Genomic DNA, 19,731 nt, shown 5'->3' on the forward strand with positions numbered 1-19,731 from the left:
TTTGATCAGCGCTCGCCGCGGCGATAGGGCTGCATCAGTGCTTGGGGCACACGTGCACGACGCGCCATGACAACAAGTGCGATAATCGACATGATGTAAGGGATCATCAGGAAAAGCTGGTAGGGCACAAGCTTGCCATAAATCGTCTGCAAGCGCAGCTGAAATGCATCAAACAGTGCAAAGAGCAATGCCCCCAGAAGTGCACGCGCTGGTCTCCACGAAGCGAAGACAACAAGAGCGATACAGACCCAGCCGCGTCCCTGCATCATGGTTGGGAAGAAAGAGTTGAACGCGGAAAGCGTTAGAAATGAACCGCCAACAGCCATAAGTGCACTGCCGAACATGATTGTGAAAATACGTACCCGGATGGGGTTGATGCCTTGCGCTTCTGCGGCATGTGGATTTTCGCCGGTCATGCGAATGGCAAGGCCCAGAGGTGTACGAAACAGCACATAGCCAAGCAGGAGTGCCAGCGGAATGGCAAGCCATGTCAGCGCAGTCTGTGTGCCAAGAACCTGTCCGATAAACGGAATATCTACAAGCCATGACGGATTAACCGGCTGGAACGGCGTAATGGATGGTGGTGTTGAAGACAGGGGCACCAGAAGGCGAAACAGAAAATAGCTGAGGCTTGATGCAAACAGCGTGATACCGAGACCAACTACATGTTGTGAGAGACCCAGCGGTACGGTGAGTGCTGCATGAAGCAGGCCGAACAATGCGCCGGATGCTGCGGCTGCTAATACGCCTACCCAAAGATCGGCCCCGTTATAAACGCTCAGCCAGCCGATCATAGCGCCGAAGGTCATGATACCTTCAATGCCAAGATTAAGAACGCCTGCACGTTCACAATAAAGCGCACCCAATGTGCCGAAAATGAGTGGCGTTGCAATGCGCAGGACCGAGACCCAAAGGCCAGCCGAAAGCAGGATATCCATCAACTCGTTCATCGGGCGATCCTGTATTGGGTGAAGAAAAGAGCAACCAGCATGGTTAGCAAAGAAAGCGCCACTGTAACATCAGCGATAAAGCTTGGAATGCCAATGGCGCGGCTCATGCCATCAGCACCAACAAACATGGCAGCGGCAAAAAGTGCAGAGAAAATTGCTCCAATCGGGTTCAGGTTGGCGAGCATTGCAACAATAATGCCCGAATAGCCAAAGCCCGGTGAAAGATCGGTTGTGACATAGCCTTTGACGCCCATGACCTGAATTGCGCCTGCAAGACCTGCAAGGCCACCGGAAATGCAGGCAACTTTTACCAGTGTCTTGCTAAGTGGGACACCGGCAAACCGAGCTGCTTGCGGGTTAAGCCCGGCTGCCTTGGTTTCAAGGCCAAACACAGTTCGCTTCTGCACATAGGCAATGATGAGGGCGAGAATTATTGCGATCACGATGCCGATATGCAAACGCATGCCTGACATGATTTTTGGCAATATGGCTGCATCTGGTATGGGTTCTGACTGGGGCCAGCCGAAAGCAAGCGGGTCTTTCATTGGACCTTCAATCATCATGGATACGAACAGAACAGCCACAAAATTAAGCAGCAAGGTTGTCACGACTTCATCGACGCCAAAACGCAGGCGCAGACCAAGCGGGATCAGCAGAAAAATCATGCCAGCAATTGCGCCAGTGATCAGAAGGAGCGGAATAAGCAAAGGTGTCGGCAGCGCCAATTGTGTGCCGCAAGCGACAACTGCAAGCGCACCCATGTAAAACTGTCCTTCAGCACCGATATTCCAGAGTTTGGAACGGAAAGCGACTGCGGCAGCAAGGCCAGTCAGCATCAGAGGAGTTGCGCGGGTCAGTGTTTCGGTGATTGAAAGCTTTGTGCCAAAGGCTCCAATTGCGATTTGTTTAAAGGCTTCAAACACTGGAGCACCGGCGGCTGCAATCAACAGTCCAGCAAGAACAAATGCAGCAAGAACAGCCAGAACAGGAGCCGTTGCCACGAGAGCCATGGGCCGCGTTTCGCGTCGTTCAATACGCATCAGTTGAGCCCTTTCGCTGTAGTATTCTGCCATTCGCCAGCCATCATCAGTCCAAGCTTTTGCGCATTGGCTTCATCTGAATCAATTGGTGGCGACAATCTGCCCTTGACGATTGCCTGTACGCGGTCGGCAAGGCCGAGCACTTCATCGAGGTCTTCCGAGATCAGTAATACGGCGGTGCCATTGCTGCGTGCTTCCAGAATACGGGCATGAATGGCTGCAACTGCTCCTTCATCAAGTCCGCGAGTTGGTTGCGCTGCAATCAGAATGCGCGGCGCTGTTTCGAGATTCCGGCCTAGAATAAGCTTTTGCATATTGCCTCCCGAAAGCAGACGGATACGGCTATCGGGAGTTCCTCCACGCACATCGAAATCTTTGATGATGCGGTCAGTAAATTCACGCGCCGCTGTGCGATTGACCAGAATTCCATTGGAAAATTTGGGCTCATATATGCGTTCAAGCACAGCATTTTCCCAAATGGTCAGATCACCGATTGCACCTTCAGCATTGCGATCTTCCGGGATGCGGCCAATGCCTTTTGCTACAAACTGGCGGGGATCAAATTTTTTTACTGCCTGCCCAAACAGGATAAGCGAGCCGCTGGCAGGTTGGCTGAGGCCAGCTACCAGTCGTCCGAGTGCAGCCTGTCCATTGCCCGAAACGCCAATGATGCCCAGCGTTTCGCCAGCGCGCAAATGAAAGTCGAGGTTTGTCAGGCGCATCGCGCCATCCTCAACCACGCTCACATTTTGTGCTTCAAGCATGGTTTTGCCAGGGGTGGCTGCAGCCCGTGAGGGACGTGAAACACGGCGCCCGACCATAAGTTCGGCCAGTTCTTCTTTTGAAGTCTCGTGAGTCTTGCGTTCAGCCACGAGTTTTCCGCCGCGCAGCACCACAACCCGGTCCGCAGCAGACATGACTTCATGCAGCTTGTGCGAGATAAAAATAAGCGACAGGCCTTGACGCGCCATTTCTTTAAGCGTTGCAAACAGACCTTCGGCTTCCTGTGTGGTCAGAACTGCGGTTGGTTCGTCAAGGATCAGGATGTCGGCATTGTTATAAAGCGCTTTGAGAATTTCTACCCGTTGCTGCTCGCCAACTGAAAGATCACCAAGTCGCGCATCCGGATTGACCTGTAAGCCAAAACGTTTGGCAATATCTGTGATTTTTGTACGGGCCGTACCATGCGCCGATTTCAGCTTCCAGAGGCTTTCGGTGCCGGTGATAATGTTTTCAAGAACTGTGAGATTGGGCGCAAGGGTAAAGTGCTGATGCACCATGCCAACGCCCGCATGAATTGCAGCACGTGGCTTGCCATGAGGTATTTCCGCACCTTTGATAAAAACGCGGCCTTCATCCGGGATATAATGGCCGAAGAGGATGTTCATCAGCGTGGTTTTGCCAGCACCATTTTCACCCAGAAAAGCGAGTATCTCACCGCGTTCAAGTTTTAATGAAATATCGTCATTGGCCACCAGTGTGCCAAAGCGCTTGGTGATGTTTTGCAGTTCGAGAACTGTGGTGGTCATGTGTTCAACCCCGCAACGCCAAATTTGTGCTGCCAGCGCTGGTCCTCTTCCAACTGCTCGCCAAGGTTCAAGAGAAGATTGTCTTCTCCCATTGGTCCAATCAACTGAATTGCAACCGGCATCCCCTGTGAATCTGTACCAAAAGGCATGGAAAGCGCCGGGAAGCCGGAAATATTTGCCAGTGCTGCATAAGGCGCAAACGCATTCATCTTATGCCAGTGGGCATCCACATCGTCATGATCCATTGAATAAGAACCGACAGGCTGCGGCCCGCTTGCCAGCATTGGCGTGATCAGAACATCAATATCATGGAAAATCTGCCAGAGCTGATAGGCTGTTAATACGCCGCCATTCATGGCGTCATAAAGTGCGACTGCGCTCATCTTTCGCCCACGAGATGCGACGGCCTGTGTGAGTTTCTCAAGCTGTGTTTCATCAATCGATAGCGCATCGATTGCTGATGCAAGATTAGTCGAAATGATATGGTCAAAGCTTATTGCACTGGCATCAATAAGCGGTGTTAGCGTCGCTGCATCAATATTGCGGATCCTATGGCCTTGTGCCTCTAGAAAATGGGCTGCATCGGCAACCACTTGCCGGCGTTCGTCATTGACTGGATATTTGGCCAGATTGCCAGTAACAATGCCGATACGCAATTTTGAAGGCACAGTATCGGATATGAGCGTTACATCGGGCAAAAAGCTTTCAATCTTTCCTGCAACGAGCGGGAACAGTGTTTTTGCATCGCGGATTGAACGGCAAATGGCAAATTCGCTTGCTATCCCTGCAAGATAATTACCGAAAATCGGGCCAGCTGGCATTGCGCCGCGGCTGGGTTTGAGACCTATCAGCCCACATGTTGCTGCCGGAACGCGGATGGAGCCGCCTGCATCGGTTGCATGTGCAATCGCAACAATTCCTGCTGCAACGGCTGCGGCTGCACCACCCGATGACCCCGCAGGCGAGAGTTTTTCATCAAATGGGTGGTGGGCGAGGGGGCCATCTATCGGCTCACTTGAAAGCGCCAGACCGAATTCTGGCACAGTGGTTGTACCGAAGAAATTAAGACCGGCTTTGCGCAGACGAGCGGCGAGTTCGGAATCAAGCTCGCGTGGTGCGTTTGCACAAGCGCGGGAGCCAAGGCGGATCGGTAAGCCAGCGCACGGCCCGCCAAGATCCTTGAACAATGATGGGACACCGGCGAAGGGGGCTTTTTTATCAAGCGTAGTTGTATTTCGACGGCCCAACTCAACATCAAGATATGTAATGGCGCCCAATGGGCGCCATTTTTTGGCGGCTTCGATCGCGGCATCCACAGCCTCTTGTGCACTCAAAGCACCTTTTGCAATAGCGAATGCGAGCGCTGTTGCATCCTGTTGCTTCATATCGAGTGCCATGTCTGCGGTCCTGAAATCGGTTACTTTGGTTCAGCCGGGTTTGGCTCGACCTTGAAAGTCCCAGCCTTGATCTCGGCGCGACGTGCTTCCATCCTGGCCTCAATTTCTGCTGGTGCTGAGCCTTTGACATAGACGATGTCGTTGCCACCTTCCTTCATCAGGCTGAACGGCGTGTAATCCTTGCCAGTCGGTTTTCCTGCCTTGACGTCAGCAATGGCTGCATTGAGGATCGGGCGGAAATACCACATCGCATTGGCGAAGACGGTATCAGGATAACGTTGAGTGTAATCGATCAGCGAACCGATTGCCTTGACGCCGCGTTCCTTGGCAGCATCTGCCGTGCCAATGCGTTCGCCAAACAGGATATCTGCCCCGGCATCGATCTGTGCAAGACCTGCTTCACGTGCCTTGGGTGGATCGAAAAAGGTGCCGATATAAGAAGCATTGAATTGAGCATCCGGCCGGGTTTCCTTCACGCCGTCCTGAAACGCATTGATCAGCATGTTGACTTCAGGAATTGGAATTGCGCCGACTGAGCCAAAAGTGCCGGTCTTGCTCATCCCGCCTGCCAACATGCCAGCAAGGTAAGCTGCTTCAAAATTCCATGTGCCGAAGACACCGAAATTATCACCCTGCTCCTTGCCGGAGGAGCCCATAATGAATGTTGTCTGCGGATAATCGGCTGCAACCTGACGTGCTTCACGCTCAACTGCATAGGATTCACCAATAATCAGCTTGATGCCCTGTTCGGCATATTCACGCATGGCGCGCGGATAGTCGCTGGCCGATACGCCTTCCGAGAAGACATATTCAATAACGCCTTCGTCATTGGCTTGCTTGAGTGCTTCATGGAGGCGCGAATTCCATGCATTTTCAACAGGCGAAGCATGAATGCCTGCAACTTTAAGCTTTTCATCGGCAGCAAAAACATTGCTCGTGAGAGCACTCGCACTCAGTGCTGCCGCCATTGCGAGAACGCTGCGGCGAGAGAATTTGGACGTAATGGTCATAGGAACCCCTCTTGGGTGAGTTTAGACGTGCAATTATGCGCAACTGATTGCTTTGCCTTTTTTCATGAGGCTTATGAACAATGTCACGTATTTCAGACGAGTCTGCCTTTAATTCAAGCGCTTTTATCAGATGATTGAAAAACAGGCATCAGTTATCCGGTGCATTTCTGTGGGTATTATCCGCGTGGTGCATAATTTGCACCGTCGACAGATGATGGGCGTCCTTCGAGGTTGAGCGTGCTGATACGTGGTGGCGTTTCAGCAATGATCTTGCCACGTTTGACGACTGTGAGACGATTGGCTTTCAGACGCAATGCTTCCAGCGGGTCGCGTGCCTGAAGCACGACAAAATCTGCATTGCAACCCTTTTCAAGACCGTAACCTTCAAGGCCAAGGGCTTTTGCCGAATTGACTGTAAGCGCATTAAAGACCTGTTTTTTGCCTTCAATCGACGTCATCTGTGCTACATGAACCGCCATATGACCGACTTCCAGCATGTCACCAGAACCCATTGAATACCATGGGTCCATAACGCAGTCATGGCCAAATGCAACATTAACACCGGCAGCCATCAGTTCCGGCACCCGGGTCATGCCACGGCGTTTTGGATAGGTGTCAGCGCGGCCCTGCAATGTGATGTTGATGAGTGGATTGGGAATGGCATTCATCCGGGCTTCCGCAATCAGCGGAATGAGTTTTGAGACATAGTAATTGTCCATGGAATGCATGGAAGTGAGATGCGAACCGGATACGCGACCTTGCAGACCAAAGCGCATTGTCTGTGCGGCCAGTGTCTCGACATGACGCGACATCGGATCGTCGGTTTCGTCACAGTGAATATCGACTGGCAGACCACGTTCGGCGGCAATGCGGCAAAGTTCTTCAAGAGAGGCCGCCCCGTCTGACATTGTGCGTTCGAAATGCGGAATGCCGCCCACAACATCAAGACCCATATCGAGCGAGCGATTGACCAGATCGACTGCACCCGGCGAGCGATAATAGCCATCCTGCGGGAAAGCCACGAGCTGCAGGTCGATATAAGGTTTCACCTTTTCGCGTACTTCAATCATCGCTTCGGCGGTCAGCAGGCGTGGATCGCTGACATCGACATGGCTGCGAATGGCAAGCAGTCCCTGACTGACTGCAAGATCGCAATAGCGCAAGGCACGTTCGACCATGGCTTCAACCGTCAGCATGGGCTTTAATTCACCCCAGAGCGCAATGCCTTCCAGAAGTGTGCCTGAGCGGTTGAGACGTGGTAGCCCGAGCGAGAGGGTCGCATCCATATGGAAATGCGGATCGACAAAAGGTGGTGTGACGAGGCGATCGGAAGCATCGATTTCCCTGATTGCCTGAAACTCGCCCTTTGATGGAACGATGTCGGCAATCTTGCCATCCTTGACCAGAATATCCTGTTTTTCACGTCCGTCGGGCAGATTGGCATTTTTCACAATCAGGTCGAACATTGATAAACCTTTCATAGTCTGGGCAGAATGCACGTTCACTTTTCATTGCCTTATACCCAACTTTGTACGGGCGCAATGCAAAGGCAGGCGGAAGGGGTCGTCATCAGCCACGTAAAATGCTAGTCCGCAAAAATACTATTTGCAGGGTCGTCATGTTTACCATCAGCCGCATTGAAACCATCTCGCAGGAGATAAAGAAAAGCCGTTTTTTGTGTCTGGCCGCGCCGGTGATAAATGAGCAGGCAGCGAAGGATTTTCTCAATGGGCATTCGGATCTAGCTGCCACCCATAATTGCTGGGCATGGCGTATCGGGCAGAATTATCGTTTTAGCGATGATGGGGAGCCGAGCGGAACGGCAGGAAAACCCATCCTGCAAGCGATTGATGGACAGCAGCTTGATAATATTGTGGTGCTTGTCACGCGCTGGTTTGGCGGTATTCTGTTAGGAAGCGGCGGTTTGATGCGTGCTTATGGCGGCACGGCAGCAATGTGTTTGCGGCAGGCGGAAAAGACCGAAGTAATCCCTATTATTGGTTTTGCACTTGCCTGCAATTTTTCGGATCATGCGCTTTTAAAAGCGCGTCTGTCAGCTGTGGAGCACGTCAAGATTGAGAATGAAAACTTCACTGCAACGGGTGTAGAAATGATTGGTACCATGCCACTTGCGATGCAAGCTGAACTGGCGCAGCTTGCCACCGATCTTACACGCGGGAAGACGATTATCAAATTCGATGAATGATCAGGAAGTTTGCGCTTTTCGTATAGTTTCCGCGGAATAATGCTGGCGTTTGTCTTTATACATTTCAAGATCAGCGCGTTTTGCAACAGTTTCGAGTTTTTCGCCGGGCATGCTGGTCGCAGCCCCCATCGACAGTTCGATCCTGAGTTGCGAATAATATTGATTGTTGATGTCTATCAACCGGCGGATATCTTCCATGATTGTCTCTGCGCCGCGTTCATCCACATAAGGCAGGACGACTGCAAATTCGTCGCCACCGATACGGGCGGCATGTCCGGGCAGCTTTACAGCTTCGTTCAAAACTTCGCCAATACGGCGCAGCAAGCTGTCACCACTTGCATGTCCAAGCTGATCATTGGCTTTTTTCAGGCCATTGAGATCAATAATAATGATGGAAACCGGCGTGTGGTTTTTGCGCTCAAGCCGGTTGAGTTCATCGACATAAAATGCGCGATTATGCAGCTTGGTCAGCACATCGTGTTTTCCAAGATATTCGAGATAAGCTTCTGCTTTCTTGCGTGCCGTAATATCGGTGAGCGCCACCTGAACCAGCGACCAGTCTTTCTCGTGGCCGGGCAAAACAGAAAGTTGCAGAAGCAAATGCCTTTCCGAGCCATCGAGCGCATAATTGACCACTTCACGGCGCTGAAACAAAATGCCATTCCACAAATCAATCAATTGTTCCCGAAAATTCGTTTCCATATCTGCCTTGAATATATTTGGCAGATTTTTGAGAAGGGTTGGTTTATCGGAGGCGAGAAACAGCGAGAGTGTTTCATGATTGATGTCGAGAACACGAATTTCGCTCATACACTGACGTACAAATTCAGGATGCACATCGGTAAAGACACGGAAATCGACAATACCGCGTTCGCGAATATCGTCCATCATTTGTTTGATACGGCTGAAATCTTCAACCCAGAGCGAGACAGGTGAATGCTCAAACAGCCCTTCGGCATGTTGCTTGTGCTTGCTCTGTTCACGCCGTGCTTCTTCGCGGGCAGTTACATCTTCAATGGATAAAAGAACGCGGTCCCAGCTTTGTTCATGGCCGGGCAAAACCACGCCCTTGAGCTGGATATCAAGGCGCTTGCCACCAAGGGAGTAATTTACAGTGTCGCTCATAAAGGCGTTGTCGCCGTTCCAGAGCTGGACCATTTCTTCGATATGGGGATCAACCATATCATCACGAAAAACATGTCTGAGGTTTTCAACCAGATGAGGAAGATCACGTGCCTCGTAGAGCGACAATGTCTTGCGATTAACCTTGAGAACACGGATATGACTTGTACAGATGCGCAGGCGGCTTGTGTCTTCTTTAAGAAATGCCCGTAAATCCGTAACACCAAGTTGACGCCATTGTTCGAATTGCTTACGCAATCCGCTATAGTCTTCGAGCCAGAGAGAAATTGGTGCAAGTTCGAAAATATTGGCACCGTCAGTCAAAGCGAATTCAATATTCATAACCAGGCTCTCGGACCGAAGCAAAATGGTAACTGATGCATGGCAGGTGCTGCACCGGAAACGCCTTATATGATGGATATCTATAATTAACCAGCGTTTATATAGCTGCGGGTTTATTAACCAAAACCATAAGTGTTTTCGGTAATATCAGATTGATAGAGACAAACAGGCCGATAACAATTATCGATTGTATCGGGGGTTTTATATATTTTATTTATGTTCACATTCTATAGGTGCGGATTAATGCACGCTGTGAATATATGAAGCGTTTTTCGGGCAAAGATGCGCGTTCAAATGATGGATTAGAGCGCTAATCTGATTTGATCAGATCAAATTTTTTAAAGCGGGTTTATATCAGGGGGATAAACGATCATGGATGAACGGCTTAAAAGCCATGAAGTGCCTTTGGCCGTTGATCTTGACGGAACGCTGGTTGCAACAGATCTGTTGTGGGAAAGCGTTTTTGTGTTGCTGAAGAAAAATCCCTTATATCTGTTTTGTTTGCCTGTCTGGTTACTTTCCGGCAAGGCTAATTTGAAACTTCAGATTGCCAAACGTATTGTACTGGATGCTTCACTGCTTCCATATCGGCAGGATTTTCTGGAATATTTGCGTCTTCAACATAAAAACGGGCGCAGACTTGTGCTGGCGACAGCGGCTGCAGAACCTTTGGCGCAGTCCGTTGCTGATGAACTTGGGCTGTTTGAAACCGTTTTTGCAACGCGTGAGCGGACTAATCTTTCGTCTCGATTAAAAGCACAGGCTCTGACTGAACATTATGGAGCCAAAGGCTTTGACTATGCCGGCAATGATCGTGCTGATCTTGCGGTTTTTGCTGCTGCACGCAAGGCGATTGTGGTGGCGCCTGATCGTGCTGCATCGCGTTTTCAAAAGGCTAGTGAAAGTCATTTATTTGAGCAGCCTGTTACTGGAATTAAGCCATATCTGAAAATGCTTCGTGTCCATCAATGGCTTAAAAATCTGCTTGTGTTTGTTCCGGCTATTCTGGCGCATACCATTTTTCTGCCAGATGATTTAATTGCTTCAATTCTTGCCTTTATCGCTTTTTCCTCAGCTGCATCTGCGATCTATATTCTCAACGATATAATCGATCTTCCGCTTGACCGACAGCATGTCAAAAAGAAATTGCGGCCTTTTGCAAGCGGCACATTGAGTATTCCATTTGGCCTTAAAATATCGGTTTTGCTTTTGTTGATTGCAGGAGTATTATGCTTTTTTCTGCCACTGGAGTTCAGTTTTGTTATCGGTCTTTATCTGATTGCAACGACGGCTTATTCGCTGGCATTGAAGCGTATGTTGCTGGTCGATGTGCTCTGTCTGGCAGCGCTCTACACCTTGCGTCTGTTGGGTGGTACGGCGGCGACTGAAATTCCTCCATCATTCTGGCTGATGGCTTTTGCGATGTTCTTTTTCCTGTCACTTGCGCTCGTCAAACGCTATGTGGAGCTTGATAATTCAATGGTGACTGAAAAAGACCGTATTGCTGGGCGGGGGTACAGACCTGAAGATATTGGTATTGTTGGTCAGAGTGGTGTTGCATCCGGCTTTACGGCTGTGGTGGTTTTGGCACTTTATATCAACAGCGCTGCTGTTCAGCAGCTCTATACATACCCTTGGCTTGTTTGGCCGCTTGTGCCGATCGTTCTTTATATCGTTATGCGTGTCTGGATTCTCGCACATCGCAAAGAGGTGGATGACGATCCGGTTGTCTTTCTTGCTCATGACTGGCGCAGTCAGGTGGTGATAGCAATTGGTGTGGTCTTGCTGTTCGTAGCCGGAATAAGGTGATGGAACAGTTTTTCGACAGTTTTGGGCGCATTGACCGCAGAAAACGAAGTTCGATCGTTTTCGATGAGGTGTTTTCCAGACTGGAAGGGCCGGAAAGCTTGCTTGCTTTCGGTAATGGACGCTCTTACGGCGACAGTTGCCATAATGATGCAGGTTTGCTTGTACCTATGCAGGCGCATAACCGCATTGTGAGTTTTGATCCGCATACCGGAGTTCTGGAAGCGGAGAGCGGTGTGCTATTGAACGAGATTATCCAGAAGGTTGCCCAATATGGTTATTTTCTGCCGGTAACACCAGGTACGTGCTTTGTGACGCTTGGTGGTGCAATCGCCAATGATGTGCACGGCAAGAACCACCATGTGCGCGGAACATTTGGCGCCCATGTCGAGAGCCTGGAGTTGCTTCGCTCTGATGGTGTGCATTATCATTGTTCCAGTTCTGAAAATGCTGAGCTATTCGCGGCAACAATTGGCGGTATGGGTCTGACAGGGCTTATCCTCAATGCTCGTATTCGTCTGATGCCGGTTGGTTCTTTGGATGTCGAGGAACGCATCACATCTTTTGAGAACCTGTCTGAATATTTTGAGATCGCGGAAAGATCAGATCGCGACAATGAATATGCCGTCGCATGGGTTGATCAGTTGGCACGCGGACGCTCGGAAGGGCGTGGTGTTTTGATTACCGGTAATCATGCCATCAATGGCAATCGTAGCGCAAGCAGTGGAACAGCACGGCTGGGTGTACCCTTTGATCTTCCGTTTTCTATGCTCAACAAGCTGAGCCTGACTGCGTTCAACACCCTTTATTTTCATGGCAAAAGACGCAGGCAGGAAGCGCATCTGACAGGTTTTTCGAGCTTTTTCTATCCGCTGGATGGACTGCGTAACTGGAACCGTTTCTATGGCCCATCCGGGCTGTATCAGCATCAAAGCGTCATAGCTTTTGATATGGCTGAGAAGACAATTCCGGCAATGCTGGCAGCAAGTCGTGATGCCGGACAATCCTCTTTCCTGACAGTTCTCAAGCGTTTCGGCAATCTGCACTCTCCCGGGCTGCTGTCATTTCCAAAGCCCGGCTATACGCTGACAATGGATTTCCCCAATAAAGGACGCAAGACGCTGGATCTGCTTGATCAGCTTGACAGTCTGACAATTGAGGCTGGCGGGCGCGTCAATCCATATAAGGACCAGCGCATGAGTTCTGAAACATTCAAGGCTGGCTTTCCGGAATGGCAGCAACTTGAAGACATGCGCGATACACGGTTCTGCTCTGATTTCTGGCGGCGTACCGCATTAAAAAATTAAACCACGGGACAGATGATGAAATATATCCCATTCATTCTTTTCACGGTCATGACCAATGCAGCCGCACAGTTGCTGCTCAAATATGGCATGATGTCATTCAGCAATGCCAGCTATACAGCGGATACGCTGATTTACCGGATATTTCAGATTGTCTTTAATCCGTGGGTTTTCGCTGGTCTGACCATGTTCGTAATTTCCATGGCATCCCATATGTATGTGCTTTCAAAGGTTGATTTGTCTTTTGCCTATCCTTTTTTGAGCCTTGCTTATGTCGCCGTGGCAGTTTTCGCATGGCTTTTATTCAAGGAAGAGTTGGGCGCTTACAAGATTGCGGGTATCGCTTTCATCTGCATTGGAACAGTGCTGATTGCACAGAGCGGCAAAACAACCAATGCCGAACAGAGTGCAGCGGTCCATGACCGCTCAGCACTATAATCATTTACTTTAATGCTATCCCGCAAAGCGTTTCACACTTGTCGGGATAGATTCTAATTTTAAAAGTCGGGGCAGAATTATGAGACATATTATTTTCGGCGGTGATGGCTTTGTGGGACGTTATCTGGCTCCCATGCTTCTCGCTGATGGTCATGAAGTGATCGTGGCGGATATTGTGAAAAGCGATCTCGAGCATTATGGCCAGGTAACTTTCGTGCAAACGGATGTGACCGACCCGCAGGCCATTCGCAAGCTCGGCCTGCGTGCCGATGATATGGTCTATAATCTCTCGGCCAAGATGCTTTCGCCGCTTCAGGTGCGGGCCAAGCGTCATGATTTCTTCTTTCCGGTCAATTATTACGGCACAGAAAACATCATCAAGGCTATGGACGAGGCCGGTGCAAAGCGTCTTGTGCATTTCACCACTGATATGGTGTATGGTCACACCTATGTCTGGCCGCAGAAGGAAGATCACCCGTGCAACCCGCTCGGTGAATATGGACTGTCAAAGCTCAAGACCGAGGAACTGGCTGCCGAATGGCGCAATCACGGCATGAATATTACTCTGTTTCGTCCGCGCCTGATTATCGGTCCGGGACGCCTTGGTATTTTGGAAAAACTGTTCAAGCTGATCGATAACAATTTGCCGGTACCGATGATCGGGTCCGGGAAAAACCCTTATCAATTCATTTCTGTTTTTGATTGTGCATCTGCATGCTATGCAGCTTTCAAGGCAGGCGTGCCGAACGAGGTATATAATCTCGGCTCGCTCAACCCGCCGCCAGTACGAAAATTGCTCGGTGATCTGGTCAAGCATGCTGGATCAAAATCCATTCTGGTGCCGACACCAGCCTGGGCGGTCAAGCGCACACTGGATTTTCTCGACTGGCTTAACAAGCCTTTGATGGACCCGGAGCAATATCTGATTGCCGATGAAATGTGTGTTCTCGATGTGTCGAAGGGCGAGCGAGAACTTGGCTGGGTACCGCAATATCGCGATGAGGATATGCTGATTGCAGCCTATAGCGAATATCATAAAAAGCTTGCATCGAAGGAAGCATGAGGACAGGCCATGACCAATCAAATCCTGACAAACACCACGCCTAAGCCGAAGCTTCTGACAGTAGAAGACGCCAAGGCACTTGATTTGCCACGTATGACCGAGCTGTTCACCAGCCATCTTAACCCGGGTCAGTTACACTTCATGAAGCTGCTCGGTTTCCACAAGGTGAAAATTGAACGTGCCGAGGGCATGTATTATTTTGACCAGGATGGTCGCAAGATATTAGATTTCTTTGGTGGCTTCGGCTCGCTGGCACTGGGGCATAATCATCCGCGTATTCTTGAAGCGCGTCGCAAGTTTCAGGAAGAAATGCGGCATGAAATCGCCATTGCCTTCATGTCGCAATATGCGGCAGCCCTTGCCTATGACATCGCAGCCTGTTCGCCGGGCGATCTTGATATGGTGTTTTTAGGCTCATCCGGTTCGGAAGCGATGGAAGCGGCAATCAAGGTTGCAGAACGTGCCGCAGGCCCGAAAAAACCGAAGATCGTCTATGCTGAAAACTCGTTCCATGGAAAGACCAAAGGCGTGTTATCGATCACCGATGGCGGGCTTTATCGTGGCGAGTTCAAACTGGTTGATCACACGGTGCGCGTCCCGTTTGGTGATATTGATGCTATTGAAAATGCTTTCCGTGCAGACCCGGAAATTGGTGTCATTGTGCTGGAAACCGTTCAGGGTGGCGGCGGCATCATTCAGGCCGATATGGCATTCTGGCAGAAACTTCGCCAGCTTTGTGATCAGTATGGCGTGATCTGGGTTGCCGATGAAGTACAATGCGGTTTTGGCCGCACTGGAAAATTCTATGCCTTTGAACATTATGGCGTTATTCCCGACGTCACCGCTTTGGCCAAGTCACTTGGCGGCGGCAAGACGGCAATGGCCGCAATGATTGCCAGGCGCGACGTCTATATGAAAGCTTACGGTACACCGAAGACGGCAATGATTCATGCAATGGCGACTTTTGGTGGTATTGGTGAAGCCTGTATCACCTCCATTGAAACGATCAACATACTTTACGACGAGCATTTGATCGATAACTCAGCGGAAACGGGCGACTATCTGCTCGAACGTTTGAATGAGTTGCATGCGCGTTACCCGAAACTCATCAAAGAAGTGCGCGGCAAAGGCATGATGGTCGGGCTGGAATTCCACGACTTCTCCAATGCCATGCCAATCGTGCTGCGCCCTGTGCTGGCTATGCTTGATGACAAGCTGAAAGGCTCTTTGCCTGGCTTTATCGGCAGTCACCTTTTACGCGATCACGGTGTTCTTGTGGCTTTCACGGAATATAATCGTAATGTTATCCGGCTAGAGCCGCCATTGATTTGTGGCCGCGTGCATGTTGATGCGTTTATCAACGCTCTTGACGAAGTTCTCGGACGCGGAATTGTCCGCATTGTCAAAGACTTCGTTAAAGCGCAGATCAAATAATGAATAAAACCGGGTGATTTCACCCGGTTTTTATCTGGGCAGCATATTGCGCCGCAACAGAATGTCCCAGCAAGGGGTGAGCGCAATGATATCGCGGTTTTCAAGCGCATCAGCATAGATTTTTTGCAAGGCAAGACGCGAGGATGTCATTGGGCATTTTGGGCGCAATATGCCATCTGTTGCTTCAATTGCGGCCTTGGTCTCCGGTGTCATTGCCCCCACTGTGCGAAATGGATCAGCGCCGATCTGGATTTTTCGTGTTGGCTCTCTGTTGAGAAGCCATGGAAAGGGGTCGGTGAAATCAAGCGTCATCAGCGTGTCAAGATGTATGCCTGTTTTTGCTTCAAACAAATTTAAGGCCTTGAGTGCCTCATCGGCTGAAATGAGCCAGTACATCTGATAATCAAGTTCGGAATAAAGTTGCCAGCTTGGCAATTGCCCCTGTTTGGCAAGCGCTTCATAAGGCTCTGGATAGTCGGCATAATGCTCTGGCAGAAGCTTTGCGCGATCCATGATGTCAGGTCTGGCCGAAACCTGACGCATATTCTTCAATTCGCTCACAGGTGGCTGGATATAGGTTGGTGCCACGGCAATTGCGCGTAAGGTTCTGTGTGTTACCTTGCTGATAGTGGGAATAACACAGAAGGCAGCGAGCACTATGAAAGCGGCTTTTGATTTTCCTTCAATATGCTTGATGCGCTGATAGATCATAAGCAATACGGGCCAGAGGAAGATGAATTCCTGACTGCCGGTATTTTGAGTTTCTAAAACAATACCTCCGATAAGGGTGATCGCAAGCCATACTGATCCGCGATCAAAGAAGTGTGCTGAAGTGATATTGTGCGTCGTCTCAAACCAGAAGAGAAACAGCACAAGTATTGCTGCTGGCAATATGACGTCAAATTTACCGGAAATAACGGTGAGGAAGCGTGGTAGCAAATCGCTTTCATTCAACGATAAAAGCTGCTGAATATCGGCCATATAGGCCGAAATCATATGGTTGTTTAATTCAAGTAAAGCGAAAACTACAAGAACGATAGCTGTTGCGATCAATATGCTCTTGATAGATATCCGCCCAGCAAGAAGAGCAGTCAAGCCAAACAGACCGCCGACCAGAAAGCCTGTAATTTTTGTTAGAAACAGCGCGAGCATTACAGCTGCACAAAAAGCTGCAAGTTTGCGGCTATCGGTAATGAAGATCAGCCCGCAAGTCAGGACATAGAGCAGTAGCGCTGCCTGACGATTATAAATGCCAAAACCGTCAAGCCCGGGATAAGATGAATAGCTTTGCACATTGACCGGGGAGATTGCAAAAACCAGAAATGGAATGAGAAGTGCGAAGCTTAGTGCTTTGCTTTTTCTCTCCGTTTCCAGCAGCACGATTGTCATTAGTGGCGCTGCAATTGCAAGGAAGGACCATTGCGCAAGCAGCATTGATTGCGCTTGTGGAAAAAGCTTCATGCCCCATGTGAAAAGATAATATCCCAGCGGTCCGGCAGGTGTTGAAAAATCTACTGACGGTATTTGTCCGCTATTGATGCGCTGTGCAGCATCGAGATAGAGATATGTGTCCCAATACATCGGGCCGATTGGAACGGTGAGCGTGATGCTTAACAGACCAATAAGAGCTACAAGAATGAGCAGCATCCAGAAGACAGCTCCGAACGGAAAACAGGGCTTTCCCCGCGCTGTTCCTGATGATGTCGAGGCTAAAATTTTCAAACGCTCCCCCGTGCGGTATAATTGGTCAGACTTTTGTTCTTCTACCTTCTATACGGTTAAAAACTGCAAAACACACCTTGCGCTTGTAAATTCTCTGAATATGTTGCCGGTTTGGTCATCAAGCTGGAGTTGAATTTTGCAGAGCGTCGATGTTTTGATTATAGGCGCTGGTGCTGCTGGCATGATGTGCGCAATTCAAGCAGCTAAACGTGGTCGCTCGGTCCTTGTGCTTGATCATGCAAAAATGCCCGGTGATAAAATTCGTATCTCCGGCGGGGGACGCTGCAATTTCACAAATATTCATGCAAGTCCAAAGAATTTCCTGTCGCAAAATCCGCATTTCTGCATTTCCGCTTTAAGTCGCTATACCCAATCTGATTTCATCAAAATGGTAGAAAAGCATCATATTGCCTATCATGAAAAGACACTTGGGCAGTTGTTTTGCGATGGATCAGCTACGCAAATTATCAATATGTTGCTTGATGAGATGAGGCATAACGGCGCTCGTTTGCAGCTTGAAACATCAATCGAGAGTGTTGAAAAAAATGAACGTGGTTTCGTGGTTAGCCATTCGGCAGGAAGAGTTAATGCCAAATCGCTGGTCATTGCAACGGGTGGAAAATCCATTCCGAAAATGGGGGCAACAGGTTTTGGCTATAATATTGCCACGCAGTTTGGGCTGCGCCTTGTCGAGACGCGCCCCGGTCTTGTACCTCTGACTTTTGAGCCGCTTTTGCTTGAACGCCTGAAACCATTGGCGGGCATCGCAGTTGATGCAGTCGTTTCATGCAACAAAATGAAGTTTACAGAGGCAATGCTGTTTACCCATCGTGGTATCAGCGGTCCGTCTATATTGCAGGTTTCGTCTTATTGGCGGGAGGGGGATGAAATCGCGATCTCCATGCTGCCGAAGCTCGATCTGTTTCAAGCCTTGCGTGATCAGCGTTCTAAAAATGGCAAGCAAGCATTGCAAACTGCCTTGTCATTGTATCTTCCAAAAAAGCTGGCTCAGCTTGTTGCCGCAGATTTTCCTCCAACAAATCTGGCCGACCTGCCGGATGCTGTGCTGCGTCAGGTTTCGACTGTTGTGAATGAGTGGCGTGTGAAGCCGGCAGGTTCGGAAGGTTATCGCACGGCAGAAGTTACACTGGGCGGCGTGGATACACGCGATCTCGAGTCCAAAACAATGGAATCAAAGACTGTTCGGGGCCTTTATTTCATTGGTGAAGTGATTGATGTTACCGGTTGGCTGGGCGGTTATAATTTCCAATGGGCATGGTCATCTGGCTGGAGTGCAGGACAAGCTGTTTAGGGTCCTGACCCTAGGGTCAGGAGACACTTTTAACCTCAGATGATTCTTCCTTAGCCGGCTTATCCTGTTGGATATAAAGGGTCTCGGATGTGAAGGCGAAGTCAGCTCCATGGGCGTGCACGATGTCAACAATTTTGAGATATATCTCCTGCTGGGCATCGAGCCATTCTGCCCAAACCGTGGTCTTGGTAAAACAATAGATCAATATGTTAAGCGATGATCCGGCAAATTCATTGAAATAAACAAGAGTCGTCTGCTTCTGATCAATTTTTGGGTTGGCTTTCAGCATTGCACGGATGTCATTGATGACAGGAGCGAGCTTGTCTGCATCCTCATAGCGCAGAGCAATTGTCGTTTTGATGCGTCGATTGGTCATGCGTCCGGGGTTTTCTACGCTGATAGTAGAAAAGGCTGCATTGGGTACATATAGCGGGCGATGATCAAATGTGGTTATTTTGGTAAGACGCCAGCCAATTTCTACGACTGTGCCTTCTATATTTCTGTCTGGAGAACTGATCCAGTCCCCTATACTGAAGGGTCTGTCAAAATACAGCATGACGCCTGAGAATAGGTTGCTCAGCATATCTTTTCCGGCGATACCGATGGCAACGCCGCCAAGTCCGCCAAAAGCAAGCAGTCCTGAAAGCCCTATGCCAAAATGCTCGCCAAAAAGCAGTACAAGGATCATGAATAATGCGAGTTTTAATATCCGCGCAATCATGCGTGCCGTAGTGGCATCGTTACCTCGGTTGATCTGGCTGTGGGTAAGGCGATTGATGAGCTGAAATAGCTGCTGCATAACAAGCAACGCCATGGCGAAAGCACATATTGTATTAATAAGATCGGGCGTAATCGCTGTAATCTTGTAATCACCCAGCAGCATATATGCTATTTGCCGGAAAGTCATAATCAATCCGCACATTGAAACGACGAATGCAATATGGGCGATGATGCTTCTTGCCCAGGTCCGCTTGCGACGGATCATAAACCAGACAGCAAAGGCTACAATCGTCAAAAGCAGAATGATGCCTGCGGCTATCCAGTATTTTGTCATTC

At 49.6% G+C, this 19,731-nt stretch carries 16 protein-coding genes; 7 read left to right on the forward strand and 9 right to left on the reverse strand.

Features of this window, described 5'->3' with window-relative positions:
* Nucleotides 1-5: 5 nt before the first annotated feature.
* The 6 genes from FHY56_RS16125 to FHY56_RS16150 form a co-directional block, all read right to left on the reverse strand.
* Complete coding sequence (locus FHY56_RS16125) at nucleotides 6-950, reverse strand: ABC transporter permease (protein WP_140906175.1); 945 nt, start codon at nucleotides 948-950, stop codon at nucleotides 6-8.
* Nucleotides 947-1,990, reverse strand: coding sequence for an ABC transporter permease (locus tag FHY56_RS16130; RefSeq protein WP_140906176.1), 1,044 nt, complete (start codon nucleotides 1,988-1,990; stop codon nucleotides 947-949). The genes FHY56_RS16125 and FHY56_RS16130 overlap by 4 nt, the downstream gene beginning before the upstream one ends.
* Complete coding sequence (locus FHY56_RS16135; protein ID WP_140906177.1) at nucleotides 1,990-3,519, reverse strand: ABC transporter ATP-binding protein; 1,530 nt, start codon at nucleotides 3,517-3,519, stop codon at nucleotides 1,990-1,992. The genes FHY56_RS16130 and FHY56_RS16135 overlap by 1 nt, the downstream gene beginning before the upstream one ends.
* On the reverse strand, nucleotides 3,516-4,916 hold the full coding sequence (locus tag FHY56_RS16140) for an amidase (protein WP_140906178.1): 1,401 nt from the start codon (nucleotides 4,914-4,916) through the stop codon (nucleotides 3,516-3,518). The genes FHY56_RS16135 and FHY56_RS16140 overlap by 4 nt, the downstream gene beginning before the upstream one ends.
* 20 nt (nucleotides 4,917-4,936) lie before the next feature.
* A complete protein-coding gene (locus tag FHY56_RS16145) occupies nucleotides 4,937-5,926 on the reverse strand; it encodes a BMP family protein (RefSeq protein WP_140906179.1) in 990 nt (329 codons plus the stop codon).
* Between the two features lie 176 nt (nucleotides 5,927-6,102).
* Nucleotides 6,103-7,392 (reverse strand): amidohydrolase family protein, encoded by a 1,290-nt coding sequence (locus tag FHY56_RS16150; protein ID WP_140906195.1) that lies wholly within the window; start codon nucleotides 7,390-7,392, stop codon nucleotides 6,103-6,105.
* Between the two features lie 152 nt (nucleotides 7,393-7,544).
* Between FHY56_RS16150 and FHY56_RS16155 the strand changes: the two genes are divergently transcribed.
* Nucleotides 7,545-8,132: an IMPACT family protein gene (locus FHY56_RS16155; protein ID WP_140906180.1), complete on the forward strand. Its 588-nt coding sequence runs from the start codon at nucleotides 7,545-7,547 to the stop codon at nucleotides 8,130-8,132.
* Here the strand turns inward: FHY56_RS16155 and FHY56_RS16160 are convergent, their stop codons facing one another.
* Nucleotides 8,133-9,596, reverse strand: coding sequence for a sensor domain-containing diguanylate cyclase (locus FHY56_RS16160; protein WP_140906181.1), 1,464 nt, complete (start codon nucleotides 9,594-9,596; stop codon nucleotides 8,133-8,135). It lies immediately after the preceding gene.
* 372 nt (nucleotides 9,597-9,968) lie between these two features.
* Between FHY56_RS16160 and FHY56_RS16165 the strand changes: the two genes are divergently transcribed.
* From FHY56_RS16165 to FHY56_RS16185, 5 genes are all read left to right on the forward strand, one after another.
* Nucleotides 9,969-11,405: a UbiA family prenyltransferase gene (locus tag FHY56_RS16165; RefSeq protein WP_140906182.1), complete on the forward strand. Its 1,437-nt coding sequence runs from the start codon at nucleotides 9,969-9,971 to the stop codon at nucleotides 11,403-11,405.
* Nucleotides 11,405-12,709: an FAD-binding oxidoreductase gene (locus FHY56_RS16170; RefSeq protein WP_140906183.1), complete on the forward strand. Its 1,305-nt coding sequence runs from the start codon at nucleotides 11,405-11,407 to the stop codon at nucleotides 12,707-12,709. Before FHY56_RS16165 ends, FHY56_RS16170 begins: the two co-directional genes overlap by 1 nt.
* Before the next feature lie 15 nt (nucleotides 12,710-12,724).
* Nucleotides 12,725-13,144: an EamA family transporter gene (locus tag FHY56_RS16175; RefSeq protein ID WP_140906196.1), complete on the forward strand. Its 420-nt coding sequence runs from the start codon at nucleotides 12,725-12,727 to the stop codon at nucleotides 13,142-13,144.
* A gap of 79 nt (nucleotides 13,145-13,223) precedes the next feature.
* Nucleotides 13,224-14,207, forward strand: coding sequence for an NAD-dependent epimerase/dehydratase family protein (locus tag FHY56_RS16180; protein ID WP_140906184.1), 984 nt, complete (start codon nucleotides 13,224-13,226; stop codon nucleotides 14,205-14,207).
* A 9-nt stretch (nucleotides 14,208-14,216) separates the two neighbouring features.
* On the forward strand, nucleotides 14,217-15,641 hold the full coding sequence (locus FHY56_RS16185) for an aspartate aminotransferase family protein (RefSeq protein ID WP_140906185.1): 1,425 nt from the start codon (nucleotides 14,217-14,219) through the stop codon (nucleotides 15,639-15,641).
* Between the two features lie 30 nt (nucleotides 15,642-15,671).
* Here the strand turns inward: FHY56_RS16185 and FHY56_RS16190 are convergent, their stop codons facing one another.
* Complete coding sequence (locus FHY56_RS16190) at nucleotides 15,672-17,288, reverse strand: hypothetical protein (RefSeq protein WP_235889525.1); 1,617 nt, start codon at nucleotides 17,286-17,288, stop codon at nucleotides 15,672-15,674.
* Between the two features lie 211 nt (nucleotides 17,289-17,499).
* Here FHY56_RS16190 and FHY56_RS16195 point away from each other — a divergent pair, with 211 nt between their 5' ends.
* On the forward strand, nucleotides 17,500-18,675 hold the full coding sequence (locus FHY56_RS16195) for a BaiN/RdsA family NAD(P)/FAD-dependent oxidoreductase (RefSeq protein ID WP_140906186.1): 1,176 nt from the start codon (nucleotides 17,500-17,502) through the stop codon (nucleotides 18,673-18,675).
* A gap of 16 nt (nucleotides 18,676-18,691) precedes the next feature.
* Here FHY56_RS16195 and FHY56_RS16200 read toward each other — a convergent pair whose 3' ends face one another.
* Nucleotides 18,692-19,729 (reverse strand): mechanosensitive ion channel family protein, encoded by a 1,038-nt coding sequence (locus tag FHY56_RS16200; RefSeq protein WP_140906187.1) that lies wholly within the window; start codon nucleotides 19,727-19,729, stop codon nucleotides 18,692-18,694.
* Nucleotides 19,730-19,731 lie beyond the last annotated feature (2 nt).

This window comes from Brucella gallinifaecis (genome assembly GCF_006476605.1).
In the GTDB taxonomy this organism is placed as follows: Bacteria; Pseudomonadota; Alphaproteobacteria; order Rhizobiales; family Rhizobiaceae; genus Brucella; species Brucella gallinifaecis.

What these genes read in the sequence shown, in the direction of transcription:
- FHY56_RS16125 (WP_140906175.1), bottom strand. Translation starts at nt 950, where the DNA reads ATGAACGAGTTGATGGATATCCTGCTTTCGGCTGGCCTTTGGGTCTCG.
- FHY56_RS16130 (WP_140906176.1), bottom strand. Translation starts at nt 1,990, where the DNA reads ATGCGTATTGAACGACGCGAAACGCGGCCCATGGCTCTCGTGGCAACG.
- FHY56_RS16135 (WP_140906177.1), bottom strand. Translation starts at nt 3,519, where the DNA reads ATGACCACCACAGTTCTCGAACTGCAAAACATCACCAAGCGCTTTGGC.
- FHY56_RS16140 (WP_140906178.1), bottom strand. Translation starts at nt 4,916, where the DNA reads ATGGCACTCGATATGAAGCAACAGGATGCAACAGCGCTCGCATTCGCT.
- FHY56_RS16145 (WP_140906179.1), bottom strand. Translation starts at nt 5,926, where the DNA reads ATGACCATTACGTCCAAATTCTCTCGCCGCAGCGTTCTCGCAATGGCG.
- FHY56_RS16150 (WP_140906195.1), bottom strand. Translation starts at nt 7,392, where the DNA reads ATGTTCGACCTGATTGTGAAAAATGCCAATCTGCCCGACGGACGTGAA.
- FHY56_RS16155 (WP_140906180.1), top strand. Translation starts at nt 7,545, where the DNA reads ATGTTTACCATCAGCCGCATTGAAACCATCTCGCAGGAGATAAAGAAA.
- FHY56_RS16160 (WP_140906181.1), bottom strand. Translation starts at nt 9,596, where the DNA reads ATGAATATTGAATTCGCTTTGACTGACGGTGCCAATATTTTCGAACTT.
- FHY56_RS16165 (WP_140906182.1), top strand. Translation starts at nt 9,969, where the DNA reads ATGGATGAACGGCTTAAAAGCCATGAAGTGCCTTTGGCCGTTGATCTT.
- FHY56_RS16170 (WP_140906183.1), top strand. Translation starts at nt 11,405, where the DNA reads ATGGAACAGTTTTTCGACAGTTTTGGGCGCATTGACCGCAGAAAACGA.
- FHY56_RS16175 (WP_140906196.1), top strand. Translation starts at nt 12,725, where the DNA reads ATGAAATATATCCCATTCATTCTTTTCACGGTCATGACCAATGCAGCC.
- FHY56_RS16180 (WP_140906184.1), top strand. Translation starts at nt 13,224, where the DNA reads ATGAGACATATTATTTTCGGCGGTGATGGCTTTGTGGGACGTTATCTG.
- FHY56_RS16185 (WP_140906185.1), top strand. Translation starts at nt 14,217, where the DNA reads ATGACCAATCAAATCCTGACAAACACCACGCCTAAGCCGAAGCTTCTG.
- FHY56_RS16190 (WP_235889525.1), bottom strand. Translation starts at nt 17,288, where the DNA reads ATGCTGCTCATTCTTGTAGCTCTTATTGGTCTGTTAAGCATCACGCTC.
- FHY56_RS16200 (WP_140906187.1), bottom strand. Translation starts at nt 19,729, where the DNA reads ATGACAAAATACTGGATAGCCGCAGGCATCATTCTGCTTTTGACGATT.